Here is a 12971-nt window from a genome sequence, read left to right as displayed (position 1 = left end):
TGCTTTTCTGCTCATCAAGGCTCTCCCTTCCACCTGAATACGTGCTACCTTATTCGGGTTTATTTTATTTTTAGATTCATTTATGACCGTGCGTTTTTTTCATACGTCTGACTGGCATTTGGGGCAGTTTTTTTATAATCATTCCCGCCACTACGAACATGAACAATTTCTGACATGGTTACTTGAGCAGATCAAAGCCAAACAACCGCATGCATTATTAATTGCGGGTGATATCTTTGATGTGATCAACCCGAGTTCACAGGCACAAAAACAACTCTATCAATTTCTTGCCGATGCACATGAGCTTGCCCCACATATGCAAACCTTAATGATTGCTGGCAATCACGACTCAGGTTATCGCATTGAACAAGTTGAACCCTTATTAGAAAAATATAACGCAAAAACGGTCGGTGTGATTCGCTGGAATCAAGATAAGACCCTCGACTTAGAGCGTTTAATTTTGCCGATTTATAATGAACAAAAGCAGATTGTAGCGTGGTGTATTGCCCTGCCATTCCTACGTTCAGCTGAAATTACAGGCTTTAATGAGCACACCACCAACAGTCAAAATGCGATTGCTTATCTACACCAACAGTTAATCGAAGAAGCCAAACGTCGTAAAACCGATGATCAGGCCCTGATTCTGATGTCACATGCGCATATGCAAGGCGGAGAAACCTCCGATTCAGAACGGCTGATTATTATTGGTAATGAAGAAGCCCTATCTACAGCTCTGTTCGACGACAGCATTGATTATGTGGCACTGGGGCATTTGCATAAACCGCAAAAAGTACAGCATCCACATATTCGTTATAGCGGTTCACCAATTCCACTGTCATTTAGTGAAATCAACTATAAACACCAAGTGGTTGAAGTCACGATTGATTCTAAAAAAAGTAAAGATTCGTTTAACTTTGAAGCTTTGCCGATCCCCAGAAGTATTCAACTGCATAAAATTAAAGATGAACTCACTGTAGTCATGCAGCGCCTTCGCAATCTGCCAAATGAACCGATCGAAAATCTCGAGCATCGCGAATATGTCGATATCGAATATCATACCGCGACACCACCACAGCCTAATTTACGACAACAATTTGAAGATGCTTTGCCCAAAGATCGTTATCGACTGGTGCGGATTTCCAGACAATATCTCTCCAATGAAACTAATGCCGAGAGCAAGCAAACTATTAGCTTAGAACCACCGACACCCGAAAAACTATTTAAGCAAATTTGGGAGAAAAAGGGCTATCACGCTGATGATGAAGTCACTCAAGACTTTATGAGTTTGGTCGCAGAAGCGCAAAAGCAACTTGAAGATGATCAGACTGTTTAAGGAGCTGCCATGAAAATTTTATCAATTCGACTGAAAAATTTGGCATCTCTGGCAGATGAGCATTTTATTGATTTTGAAACTGAGCCTTTGGCCAGTGCGGGACTGATTGCCATTGTTGGAAAAACGGGCGCAGGTAAATCTACGATTCTAGATGCCATGTGTCTGGCCTTATTTAATAAAATTCCCCGCCTCAAAGAAAGTGACGGCAAACTGTTAGATGTCGATGGTTCGGAACTGCTGACCAACTCCCCTTTAACGGTTCTACGTCGCGGTACAGGACATGGTTTTGCTGAACTGTGTTTTGTGGCACAAGATCAGAAACATTATCTCGCACGTTGGGAAATTAAACGTGCCCGTGAAAATGCCAGTGGCAAACTGCAAAGTGTGCAACGCTCACTCAAATGCCTGACTGACGGCGTGGTGATTGCAGATAAAACCAAAGCGGTTGAAGCGCATATTCAACAGATTACTCAACTGAGTTTTGAGCAATTCACCCGTGCGGTACTGTTGGCACAGTCCGAGGTCACCGCTTTTTTAAAGGCACGCGATAATGAGCGTGGTGAATTACTCGAATATCTGACCAATTCCAGTATTTTTGCCAAAATTGGACAACTGGCGTTTGAAAAAACCCGTGAAATTAGCAACCAACGCAAGCAACTGGAAAATGTGCTCGGCCATATTGAAATCCGTTCAGATGAAGAAGTTGCCGAGTTACAGACTCAATTTCAGCAGATACAACAACAGGTTCAACGGTTGGAAGCCGACAAAGTTCAGCTTAATCAACAGCAACAATGGTTTGAACAGCGACAGAAACTCGAAACTGAAATCACACGAAAACAGCAACAGCATGACATTCAAATTCAAGCACATCAGGCTTTAGCCGCAGATCGCAATCGACTCAGCCAACTCGAAACCTTTTCAGGCATTCGTCCGATTGTGTTCCAACAACAACAGCTAGAAAAAACACTGCAACAGCTTGAACCCCAGATTCAACACAAGCAGCAGCACTTTAGCACTTTAAGCACCCAATTTGAGCAAGAAAAAGTAGCTTATACGCAGGCTGAAACGGCCTTACAGCAATTTCAGAGTTTTGAACAAAAGCATCAGCATGAACTCACTCAAGTGCGTAAATATGTACAGGAACGTGAATATATTGCCGAGGAATATAAAAAAACCAAAGTTCGCTTAAACCAAAACGAAGCGCAACAACAACCATTACTTGAGCAACAGCAGCAGTTTGAACAAAGTCGCCACAGTCTATCTATACAACAACAAAGCTGCTCTGAACAACTGCAACAGAGCGCACAATTCTCTACTTTAGATAAAGGCTTGAATGCACATCTTCAGCAGCTGCAGCAATTTATTCAGCAATACCAAAAAGTCGAACAGAATTTAGGTTCGATTCAACAGGCACAATCCAAGCTTGAACAAGATCAGATCGTATTGAATGAGCTCATTCAAAAATTTGGCACACCACAACAGATTGAAAGCCAGCTTGAACAGAAACAAAAACTCAGGGAACAGCAACAAGCCCGATTGAGTCAACTGGATCTGATTCAACAAAAGTTACAGCATTATTTTGAGCTTAAAAAAGAACGGGATGAACTAAGCCATAAGCTCAGTAGCACACAGCAACAACATCAGCAGCTTGAACAACAACTGCAAACCAGCCAAGGCGAATTCCAGTCTGCCAAAACTGAACGGGAAAAATTACAGCAAATGTTGCAACAACAACGTTTATTGCATGCTGAAAATATTGAACATCTCCGTGCAGAACTCAAACACGGCGAGGCCTGTCTGGTCTGTGGCAGCACCGAACACCCCTACCGTGATGATGCCAGTCAGCTCTCCAAAGCCTTGTATGAGCTGCAACAACAGCAAGAGCAACAGGCCATTCAACAAGAGCAACAATGCTTTCAACTTTGGCAAAACACACAGCAGCAATTCACCCAGATTCGTACCGAACTGACTCAATTGCAATCTGCCATGCAACAAGCCGATGACAAATTCAAACTGCAACATCAAGAATTAGTCAAACATGCAGCACAGTTCGACATTCAGTTAGATTTAACCAAACCACATGCTGAAATCACGGTAGCTCAACAACAATGGACGAGTGAAGCAACTCAACTCAAACAGCAGATTGAAATTGAATTACAACAACTGCATCAGGCCAATAAAGACCACTATCACCTGACCCAAACGATTCAAAATATCCGCTATCAACTTGAAAGCGTACAGCAGTCACAGCAACAGATTCAGCATGTTGTGGATTGCCTGAGCAACGATGAACTAAACTTATGGCAGCAGCAAACGCTGGGCTCTGCCCAACAGCTAGCACAACGTTTACAGCAACGTGTTCAACAGCTTGAACAAGCTGAAACACTCAGCAAACAACAGCAGCAGCTTGAACAGCAACTGAGTCTATTAAAGTCCAATTTAACCAGCTTGATCACTCAACATACCGAGTTTAGCCAGCAACTCAAAGATGTCGAGATTAAAGGCAAACAAAATACAGAGTCAGCGCATCAACTGATTGTGGCAATGACAGGTTTAACCGAACTCAAAGCCAATGAATGGTTAAACCAACACGACCAACAGCGTCAGCAACTCCAAAATCAATATCAGCAAATCAAGCAGCGTTTTGAACAAGCTCGTCAAAGCTTTGAACAGCAGAAAAATGAACTGGAACAGCTCAAAGCCCAACAGCAGCAGCAACAAGCTACCCTTGTCCAATCCAAGACTGAAATCCGAGCCTGGTTAGACCAGCATCCTGAATTTGAAGAACAACAATTAGCGGATTTACTTGCTATTCGTGCTGAGCAAGAGCAGCAAATTCGAACATCGCTACAACATGCAGAACGCTTGCTCAATGAGGCCGCCTCTGCCCTAAAAACGTTGCAACAGCAATTACAGACACATCAGCAACAACAGCCACCTATCGAATATACCCAGTTGCTTGAGCACATCCATCTCAATCATGAGAAGCTACAGCAACAAGCTGAACAACGTGATCAATTCAAACTGAAACTGGAACTACATCAACAAAACCTTGCCAAGCAAAAGCAATTTGCTGATCAGATCCAGCAGATTCAGCAGCAGGAACACCGTTGGAATAAAATTTCCAGTTTGATTGGTGATTCTAAGGGTAAAGATTTCCGTGATTTAGCCCAGCAATACAATTTGGATATTCTTCTGGAATACGCCAATCAACAACTCAGCATGTTGTCACAACGCTATACCTTAAAACGTTTGGATAACTCCCTCAGCCTAGCCATCATTGACCATGATATGGATGGAGAAACCCGCTCCGTGGCTTCACTATCCGGTGGAGAGTCCTTCCTCACTGCCCTTGCGATTTCCTTGGCAATTGCCAATATGGCCTCTGGTTCCATGAAAATCGAATCACTATTTATTGATGAAGGTTTTGGGACGTTGGATGCCTCTTCCTTGCATATGGTGATGAATGCGCTGGATCAATTACAAAGCCAAGGCCGTAAAGTGGTGTTGATTTCACATATTCAGGAAATGCATGAACGAATTCCTGTACAGATTCAGGTACAGCCAATTGGGTCAGGTTCGAGTCGGATTGAAATTGTTGGTTAAAGCATTATGATGATTAAATAATCACCATGCTTAAATCACATGAATCAGAAAAAAGCGGTTATTTTTGACCTCGATCAAACCTTACTAGATCGAACAACGTCGTTAATAAAATTCCTTACTTGGCAGGTTAATTTCTTTCAATTGGTTGCTGCCGATGATAGAGAGCCATTTATCCAACGCTTTCTTGAATTAGATGATAATGGCAAAGTTTGGAAAGATCGTGTTTATGAAAATCTGATTCATGAATTTTCAATTCAAGGTCATGCTAAAGAAATCCTTTTAGCCAGTTATATTCATGACTTTAATAAATTTTCATGCTGCTTTGAACATGTGGAAAACATCATCATCCAATTAAAACAGCAAGGCTATTTAATTGGATTAATCTCTAATGGCAGAACGCCCTTTCAAGAACATAATTTTTATGCGCTAGGGCTGACTGAATACTTTTCTAGCATCATTGTTTCCGAAGCAGTCGGACTTAGAAAACCCGATCCCGCAATTTTTCTATTATCTTGTCAGCAGCTTGGTGTTCACCCAAAAGATTGTACCTTTGTCGGAGATAATGAACTGGCAGACATACAAGGTGCAAAGGCTGTCGGGATGAAAACTATTTTCTTTCATCCCAATCCAGCGATTTCCTCAGCAATAGCTGATCAAAATCTTCATGATTTTAAAAACTTCATCAAAACATTAACATGCTTAGAATAAATGACTTAAAAAAGAAAATATGCACAAAGCCCTTTAAAAATTCAGGCATAACCATTTGGTCAAGTGCGAAGTCATTTAAAGGATGAATTAGGTTCTAATTGCACCTCTTTTTGAACTTTAAATTTTGTCGTAGGCTGTTTTCATCTCAGCACAAACAGATTTGGTTTCGAGCACAGACTTTTGAAAGCCCTTTAAAGTATCATCAAATGTTGTATATTCTTTGGCAAACTCCTGGTCAAACTGTTTTCTATATTTTTGATTATTATTAAACATCTTAACAATTTGATTTTGATGTACACATGCCCAATGCGCATCAATGACCTCATCTTGTTGCGAATCATTTCCAGTATTTTCAGCTAGTTTTGCAATTAAAAACATAAAAGTTTCTTTAAAATCCTGATATGTTTTATGCTCAGAAATAACTGCTTTTTCAATTTCAGGTGTTGGAGTTGCCTTACTAGAAGTACATATAACAACAATTAAAACAGTCAATATGTATTTTGCGATATTCATTTATATACCTACATTTTAAATAACAGAGGCTAGATTGCCTTCTATTCATTTATCATTGGCCGATCAAAATCTATATGATTTTAAACGTCTTATAGAAATTCTTATTTTTAAATAAGAACATCCCTTCAAGCTAACCAATCTTTTAGGGATGTTTTCATCCATTATTCATTCTTATCAGCGGGGAAAGCCTTTGGTGGAGGAGCATACTTAGATGGCTTTTCTTCTGCAGCTGCATCAGCGGACTTCAGTGATTCAACTTGATAAATCGCTGTTCCAATAATGCCTGTATTCTGAATTGAGCCATTATCCGAATTTGCCGCATAAGCATCCTCAGGCTTACTAAAGGTAAAAGAAGCGACAGCAGAGTCACTCTTACGGAAGCCTTCTATGGTAATTTCACTGTGCGGATGCAGCACATAACCTGCATTATTTCGTGAAGCAGCACTGCCATCTAAAACATCGATCCCATCAACACTTGCCACCACTTCATAGGTATTGTCGGTATGGTTTTCATATTTTAATTGGTAGCTTTGACCATCTTTTGCTGAGAGATAATAGTTTTGGCCATCACGAGATAAAGCAAAGGGTTGATCAGTATCATCAACAATAGAAAAACTAATTTTCCCTGCTGCCAACGAAATACTATTAACGGTCTTGCCTTGATATTGTTTATTGGCATAACGGACTTGTGATTCAGCAATCGGTTGCTCGGTTAAACGGCTTAAATTCACCTCGGTCACATGTGAGCTAATCTCATCGCCCCATTTTGTACCGAGCTTTTCATCTACAGCTACTTGAGCATTACTATCGGCAGCCTCTGCAGCCACATCACTCTGTTTTTTACTGCACGCTGCTAAAAATAGACATAAAATAAAAGAGATTAAAAAATACAGTTTTTTCATTTTAAACGTAATCCTAAATTCAATTTTTATCTTTGTAAAATAATCGTGATTCATTTATATTCAGGTTGAATATAAATGAATAAACACGTCATTCTAATTTATGCCGTTTTTTTCAGCAGCAGAGATATTTTATATAATTGTAATTTGTTCTTTATTTCTACGGCTCTTTATTCAATTCACTCTATATTAATTTGAATAATCCCGTGCTCCGAATAATGCAGTTCCTACCCTCACTATGGTTGAACCTGCCGCAATTGCAGCGTCCAGATCAGCAGACATGCCCATACTTAAGGTATCCCAGTCTTGCGGTTGTGCATGTTGCGCTTTCACTTGCTCGAATAGCACTTTCGCATCAGCAAATGCAGCATGATTTTCGGGTGCTGGAATCACCATCAAACCACGTAAACGGATATTTGGAAGTTGACTAATTTGCTGAACCAGTTCAGCAACCTCTGTAGGTCGGCAACCATCTTTAGAATCTTGCCCATCAATATTCACTTGCAGACAAACATTCAAAGTCTTTTGAGATTCGATACGCTGACTGGACAAACGTTCAGCGATGATCAAACGATCAACCCCATGTACCCAGTCAAATTTTTCTGCTAAATGTTTGGTTTTATTACGCTGCACATGTCCAATAAAATGCCATTCGATCTCTAATTCTTTTAATTCCTCAATTTTTTCTAGTGCTTCCTGTAAATAGTTTTCACCAAAACTGCGCTGCCCGACTGCATACATTTCGCGAAGGCTAGCACTGGGATGTGTCTTGGAAACCGCCAACAACTGCACTGTTGCAGGATCACGTTGAACACGCTGACAGGCTTGTTCTATTTGATTTAAAACAGATTGGCGGGATTGTTGCGATTGATTCATTGACACAGTTCTCATTTACGAAATCTTTTTTTGCTTTCCATTCTTTAAGGTGTTGGTAAGCCCGAATGAAAGCCTTATATTATTCTACAAAATAATGAGACATTTTAGTTTGTTTCGGGGAAATTATGGATATTACAGAACTACTCGCCTTTTCAGTTAAAAACGGTGCTTCCGATTTACACCTTTCAGCGGGTATGCCTCCTATGATTCGTGTGGATGGTGAAGTTCGTCGTATTAACTTACCAGCACTTGAACATAAAGATGTACATCGCTTGGTGTACGACATTATGAATGATAAACAACGTCGTGACTTTGAAGAAGATTTAGAAACTGACTTTTCATTTGAAGTACCGAATATTGCTCGTTTCCGTGTTAACGCATTCAACCAAAACCGTGGTGCAGGTGCGGTGTTCCGTACCATTCCATCTAAAGTTTTGACCATGGAAGATTTAGGACTCGGCACAATTTTCAAAGAAATCTGTGATTATCCTCGTGGAATCGTACTCGTCACAGGCCCAACGGGTTCGGGTAAATCCACCACACTTGCAGCGATGATCGACTATATTAACGAAAACCGTTATGACCATATTTTAACCGTCGAAGATCCAATTGAATTTGTACACCAATCGAAAAAATGCCTAATCAACCAACGTGAAGTGCATCGTGATACCCACGGCTTTAATGCAGCACTGCGTTCAGCATTGCGTGAAGACCCTGACATTATTCTGGTCGGTGAGATGCGTGACTTAGAAACCATTCGCTTGGCACTGACCGCTGCGGAAACAGGTCACTTGGTGTTTGGTACACTGCATACTACCTCTGCGGCGAAAACCATTGACCGTGTTATCGACGTATTCCCAGCAGAAGAAAAAGACATGGTACGTGCCATGCTATCTGAATCTCTACAAGCCGTGATTTCTCAAACACTATTGAAAAAGAATGGTGGTGGTCGTGTGGCTGCACATGAAATCATGATCGGTATTCCTGCGATTCGTAACCTTGTGCGTGAAAACAAAGTTGCACAAATGTATTCTGCGATCCAAACAGGTGCCAACTACGGTATGACCACTTTGGATCAAAGCCTGAAAACACTGGTGTCTAAAGGCTTAATTAGCCCACAAACTGCTCGTACTGTTGCAAAACAACCCGAATCATTCCTATAAGAATAAATGGATTAGAGAAATATCATGGATTTTAATGATTTACTCAACTTGATGATTCAACAAAATGCATCGGACTTATTTGTCACTGCGGATGTTGAACCTTCAATGAAAATTAACGGGCAGATCGTGCCTGTTTCCAAATCGAAACTTTCAGGGGAAATTGTGGGTCAACTGGTTCAATCCATTATGACCGACAAGCAGCGTAAAGAGTTTGCAGAGACGCGTGAATGTAACTTTGCGATCATGAACCGTGAAAAGACAGCGCGTTTCCGTGTCAGTGCTTTTCAACAACGTGATATGCCAGGCATGGTATTGCGTAAGATCGAAACCCATATTCCAAGCATGGATGATCTAAAACTGCCAGAAGTGCTGAAAGAATTGGCGATGACCAAACGTGGCATCATTATCTTTGTTGGTGCAACAGGGACAGGTAAATCGACCTCTCTTGCGTCAATGATTGGTTTCCGTAATCAAAATTCCAAAGGTCATATCATCACCATTGAAGACCCGATCGAATTTGTGCATCAACATGCAGGCTGTATCGTGACACAGCGTGAAGTCGGGATTGATACTGATTCATTTGAAGTCGCATTAAAAAATACGCTACGTCAGGCACCAGATGTGATCTTGATTGGTGAGATTCGTTCACGTGAAACTATGGACTATGCCATCGCTTTCGCAGAAACGGGCCACTTGGTCCTCGCTACCCTGCATGCCAACAACGCCAACCAAGCCCTCGATCGTATCATTCACTTCTTTGAAGCTGATCGTCATAGTCAATTGTATATGGACTTGTCGCTGAACTTAAAAGCACTCGTCGCACAGCAATTGATTCCAACCCCAGATGGTAATTCACGTCGTGCTGCGATTGAGATTCTGATTAATACACCACTTCTGGCTGACTATATCCGTAAGGGTGAGATTCATGAGATTAAAGATCTGATGAAACGTTCACGGGAGTTGGGTATGCAAACCTTTGACCAAGCTCTATTCGACCTTTATAAGGCAGGACAGATCACCTATAAAGATGCTTTAAAACATGCGGATTCGCCAAACGACTTACGCCTCACCATCAAACTGTCAGAAGAAGGTGCAGACCAGTTATTGAGTGCCAGCCGCAACATCACCTTTGATGGTCAGTAATTCAAATTAAGCCATTAAAAAAGGGAAGGTTTTTGTAACCTTCCCTTTTTTATTTGTTCAATTTTCGTGAACACTTAGATTTTTTACTCAATACAACTTATTTTTTACGATAAGCCTCTTGGCATTCTGCATCACTACAGTAGCCATATAGATTCAAAGAGTGTCCAGTTAAGGCAAAACCATGTTGGTCTGCAACTGAATGTTGCTCTTTCTCGATAATATCATTTGTAAATTCAATAACTTTATTACAGTTTAAGCAAACAAGGTGATCGTGATGATCTTCCTGCATGATTTCGAAAACAGAGTGATTGTTTTCAAAATGATGACGCTGAATAATGCCCGCAGCTTCGAATTGTGTTAATACACGGTAAACTGTCGCTAAGCCAACATCTTCACCTTGTTCAAGCAAAGTTTTATAAATATCTTCAGCACTCAAATGATGTTGTTTTGAATTTTCTAATAATTCCAAAATCTTAATACGAGGAAGGGTAACTTTAAGTCCAGCTTTGCGTAAGTCTTGATTAGAAATCGGCATAAAAAAAGGTCTCTCAACAAATCTTAAGTTGGAATAGGCAATAGAGTTTAGATGCAGTATGATCTATCCTTGAATCAAATGCATCATCATTTATCAGGATAGTGTAGCAAAATGCAAAAAATCATGCTGGCGTTGTTCGTCACTACAGTACTTAGCGGTTGTTCAGTCTTTGGTGTTTATAAAGTTGATATTCCACAAGGAACACCATTAACCAAAGCACAAGCTTCTCAAGTACAAGTGGGCATGAGCTTTCAGCAAGTCCGTTTCTTGCTTGGTAGTCCAACAGTGACAGATCCACTGAACCCACAACGTTGGGACTACATCTACAACTATATCCCAGGCACTTATGCGAAAAAAGCAAAAATACCTGCGGCACACGGTCAACATTTAAAAGTTTATTTTGATGCGAATGGTAACGTAGAACGCTTAGAAGGTTTAGATACGATTCCAGAATCACAACCTGGTTTACCGGCATCAAAAGAAGCTATTTTGACTGCGCCACCACTATAACGGCTTTCCAGTAAAAAGAAACCCCTCATCGAGTCAATCATGAGGGGTTTTACTTATCAGCTTTATGCCTTAAAGCGATTACCTTTGATAAATCGCCCAACGGGGTTCTTTGCCGCCCGCTTACGCCGGATATCATTCGGGTTAATGGTAAGTGCCCGATAGATTTCAACACGGTCTCCTGCTTGCAGGATTGTATCTGCATCAATCCTGCTACCAAATACACCTAACTGTAAAACTTCTGGTAGTGCCGCCTGTGCTGCTAAGCCACTGGCATCAATTGCCTGTTGGGCCGTCATTCCCTCGCTAAAGCGAACAGCGATATGGAATTGCTGTTCAGGACTTGAGAAAGCGACCCATACTTGTTTAGCCTGCTCCATTACAGTACTTGTCCAATCACAGCAATGATTGCTACGACAATTGAAAGTGGTAACACGATACGGATGGCAATACGCCAAATGTTATAAAACAGCTCATTGCTAAAGCCCATTGCTTTACGCAGATGACTAATCTTCATAATCCAGCCAGCAAATACTGCGTAAATCAAGCAAATCAGTAATCCCCAAAGCATGAGCAGGCTATTAAAAATTTGTTCCACTTGCGGTACAGCCCAAACAGCAATAGCAGCAAGTAAAATCGCCCATTGGATCACGATCGCAAGCTGACGTTGTGCCAACTGTTCTTTTGCAAATTGAATTAAGAGTGCCGCTGACATGATGGCTGCAAACACCCATGCCAATGCAGATAACTGTGCCTGCACAGAGAAGAAGCCAAAGGCAATCACCGCAAGTAATTGCGCCACCCAAATTGGCAAGGCGGTACTTGTTGCGGCGTCCTGTTTTTTCACTGCGACTAAACTACTTTGCCAATACAACCCAAGTCCTAAACCACTTGCAACCAAAGCAAGAACTGTTGCATTGCCCCACTCTTTAAATTCGATTCCTGTCCAATGCCAAGCCGTTAGATGTGTTCCCATTACATTGGCAAGAACAAATGCAGCAATCACACCAATCGTTGTCAAAGCAATTAAAAATTGGCGAGGGATAAAAGATAATCCAAGTGCAGCTATGGCAAGGATTGCAAAAAGAATCTGCTCTGATACAGCAAGCGTAGGCTGCTGACTCACGACATGTGTTGCGGCAGTCAATACACTGCCTGCAAAGAATGGAACAAATATAACAGCCAACCAGCCCACGATACGCCATCTCGGTGAAGCATCTGCATCACGGGTTAAGGTTGAAAGTGCTTGTAATGCCGTGGTCTGCGAACGCTTTGCTAAAGCAATTTCAAGATAACCGATGGGTAATGCCAACAGAATCATGGTGCCTAACCACAGTAGCCAGAAATCGAATTGACGGTCAATCTGGATTCCAACGGTGGGTGCCAATGTGGTAATCATGACAAAAGATAGGCAAAACGCCATCACTGGTGCAAGCCAGCGTGACAGAGTTGTGTCCTGCATAATGCATTCCTTGAAAAATCTTTGAACTCATTGCGCTTTATGGAGTTTGCAATGAAATATTCAATCTATTTTGCCTTTCTCACGCCTGAAAATCAAAACAAAAAATATCGAAAGAAAGAAGCAAATCACCTTACGATGATTTGCTGCGCACGAATTATTATATTATTAAGTAGACCCCTTATGTTCACTCATACCACACCTTATTATTTTTTATCATAAGGGGTCT

12 protein-coding genes are annotated in these 12971 nt (G+C 41.2%); 6 read left to right on the top strand and 6 right to left on the bottom strand.

Annotated features, from left to right (window positions below; all coding sequences use genetic code 11):
* Positions 1-82: 82 nt before the first annotated feature.
* Genes MN869_RS06545 through MN869_RS06535 form a run of 3 tightly spaced genes read left to right on the top strand, consistent with a single transcriptional unit; the run spans position 83 to position 5647 of the window.
* Positions 83-1333, top strand: coding sequence for an exonuclease SbcCD subunit D (locus MN869_RS06545; RefSeq protein ID WP_033134340.1), 1251 nt, complete (start codon positions 83-85; stop codon positions 1331-1333).
* A gap of 9 nt (positions 1334-1342) precedes the next feature.
* The gene (locus tag MN869_RS06540) at positions 1343-4939 is read left to right on the top strand and encodes an AAA family ATPase (protein ID WP_033134341.1); all 3597 of its coding nucleotides are present in this window, start codon (positions 1343-1345) and stop codon (positions 4937-4939) included.
* Between the two features lie 39 nt (positions 4940-4978).
* Positions 4979-5647 carry an HAD family hydrolase gene (locus MN869_RS06535; protein ID WP_033134342.1) on the top strand — a complete coding sequence of 223 codons (669 nt, stop codon included), beginning with the start codon at positions 4979-4981 and terminating at the stop codon, positions 5645-5647.
* A 117-nt stretch (positions 5648-5764) separates the two neighbouring features.
* Here MN869_RS06535 and MN869_RS06530 read toward each other — a convergent pair whose 3' ends face one another.
* The 3 genes from MN869_RS06530 to MN869_RS06520 all read right to left on the bottom strand — a co-directional run bounded on the left by MN869_RS06530 (position 5765) and on the right by MN869_RS06520 (position 7935).
* Positions 5765-6160 carry a hypothetical protein gene (locus MN869_RS06530; RefSeq protein WP_033134343.1) on the bottom strand — a complete coding sequence of 132 codons (396 nt, stop codon included), beginning with the start codon at positions 6158-6160 and terminating at the stop codon, positions 5765-5767.
* Between the two features lie 161 nt (positions 6161-6321).
* Positions 6322-7062, bottom strand: coding sequence for a hypothetical protein (locus tag MN869_RS06525; RefSeq protein ID WP_033134344.1), 741 nt, complete (start codon positions 7060-7062; stop codon positions 6322-6324).
* A 186-nt stretch (positions 7063-7248) separates the two neighbouring features.
* The gene (locus tag MN869_RS06520) at positions 7249-7935 is read right to left on the bottom strand and encodes a YggS family pyridoxal phosphate-dependent enzyme (protein WP_033134345.1); all 687 of its coding nucleotides are present in this window, start codon (positions 7933-7935) and stop codon (positions 7249-7251) included.
* A gap of 125 nt (positions 7936-8060) precedes the next feature.
* Between MN869_RS06520 and MN869_RS06515 the strand changes: the two genes are divergently transcribed.
* Both MN869_RS06515 and MN869_RS06510 read left to right on the top strand, forming a co-directional pair.
* Complete coding sequence (locus MN869_RS06515) at positions 8061-9098, top strand: type IV pilus twitching motility protein PilT (RefSeq protein ID WP_004770978.1); 1038 nt, start codon at positions 8061-8063, stop codon at positions 9096-9098.
* Between the two features lie 24 nt (positions 9099-9122).
* Positions 9123-10241: a PilT/PilU family type 4a pilus ATPase gene (locus MN869_RS06510; RefSeq protein WP_033134346.1), complete on the top strand. Its 1119-nt coding sequence runs from the start codon at positions 9123-9125 to the stop codon at positions 10239-10241.
* A gap of 97 nt (positions 10242-10338) precedes the next feature.
* On the opposite strand, the gene fur is transcribed toward MN869_RS06510, so the two are convergent.
* Positions 10339-10776, bottom strand: a complete 438-nt coding sequence (fur, locus tag MN869_RS06505) for a ferric iron uptake transcriptional regulator (RefSeq protein WP_004655147.1) — start codon at positions 10774-10776, stop codon at positions 10339-10341.
* A gap of 111 nt (positions 10777-10887) precedes the next feature.
* On the opposite strand from fur, the gene bamE reads away from it, so the two are divergent.
* Positions 10888-11286, top strand: coding sequence for an outer membrane protein assembly factor BamE (gene bamE, locus MN869_RS06500; protein ID WP_004805189.1), 399 nt, complete (start codon positions 10888-10890; stop codon positions 11284-11286).
* A gap of 62 nt (positions 11287-11348) precedes the next feature.
* Here bamE and MN869_RS06495 read toward each other — a convergent pair whose 3' ends face one another.
* Positions 11349-11663, bottom strand: a complete 315-nt coding sequence (locus MN869_RS06495; RefSeq protein WP_033134347.1) for an RnfH family protein — start codon at positions 11661-11663, stop codon at positions 11349-11351.
* Complete coding sequence (locus MN869_RS06490) at positions 11663-12745, bottom strand: membrane protein (protein ID WP_033134348.1); 1083 nt, start codon at positions 12743-12745, stop codon at positions 11663-11665. Before MN869_RS06490 ends, MN869_RS06495 begins: the two co-directional genes overlap by 1 nt.
* Between the last annotated feature and the right edge of the window lie 226 nt (positions 12746-12971).

The sequence above is a fragment of the Acinetobacter sp. NIPH1876 genome (assembly GCF_022808535.1).
In the GTDB taxonomy this organism is placed as follows: Bacteria; Pseudomonadota; Gammaproteobacteria; order Pseudomonadales; family Moraxellaceae; genus Acinetobacter; species Acinetobacter higginsii.
The sequence above is the reverse complement of the archived record's forward strand: the minus strand, read 5'-3'. Positions and strand labels throughout refer to the sequence as shown.

What these genes read in the sequence shown, in the direction of transcription:
- MN869_RS06545 (WP_033134340.1), top strand. Translation starts at nt 83, where the DNA reads ATGACCGTGCGTTTTTTTCATACGTCTGACTGGCATTTGGGGCAGTTT.
- MN869_RS06540 (WP_033134341.1), top strand. Translation starts at nt 1,343, where the DNA reads ATGAAAATTTTATCAATTCGACTGAAAAATTTGGCATCTCTGGCAGAT.
- MN869_RS06535 (WP_033134342.1), top strand. Translation starts at nt 4,979, where the DNA reads ATGAATCAGAAAAAAGCGGTTATTTTTGACCTCGATCAAACCTTACTA.
- MN869_RS06530 (WP_033134343.1), bottom strand. Translation starts at nt 6,160, where the DNA reads ATGAATATCGCAAAATACATATTGACTGTTTTAATTGTTGTTATATGT.
- MN869_RS06525 (WP_033134344.1), bottom strand. Translation starts at nt 7,062, where the DNA reads ATGAAAAAACTGTATTTTTTAATCTCTTTTATTTTATGTCTATTTTTA.
- MN869_RS06520 (WP_033134345.1), bottom strand. Translation starts at nt 7,935, where the DNA reads ATGAATCAATCGCAACAATCCCGCCAATCTGTTTTAAATCAAATAGAA.
- MN869_RS06515 (WP_004770978.1), top strand. Translation starts at nt 8,061, where the DNA reads ATGGATATTACAGAACTACTCGCCTTTTCAGTTAAAAACGGTGCTTCC.
- MN869_RS06510 (WP_033134346.1), top strand. Translation starts at nt 9,123, where the DNA reads ATGGATTTTAATGATTTACTCAACTTGATGATTCAACAAAATGCATCG.
- fur (WP_004655147.1), bottom strand. Translation starts at nt 10,776, where the DNA reads ATGCCGATTTCTAATCAAGACTTACGCAAAGCTGGACTTAAAGTTACC.
- bamE (WP_004805189.1), top strand. Translation starts at nt 10,888, where the DNA reads ATGCAAAAAATCATGCTGGCGTTGTTCGTCACTACAGTACTTAGCGGT.
- MN869_RS06495 (WP_033134347.1), bottom strand. Translation starts at nt 11,663, where the DNA reads ATGGAGCAGGCTAAACAAGTATGGGTCGCTTTCTCAAGTCCTGAACAG.
- MN869_RS06490 (WP_033134348.1), bottom strand. Translation starts at nt 12,745, where the DNA reads ATGCAGGACACAACTCTGTCACGCTGGCTTGCACCAGTGATGGCGTTT.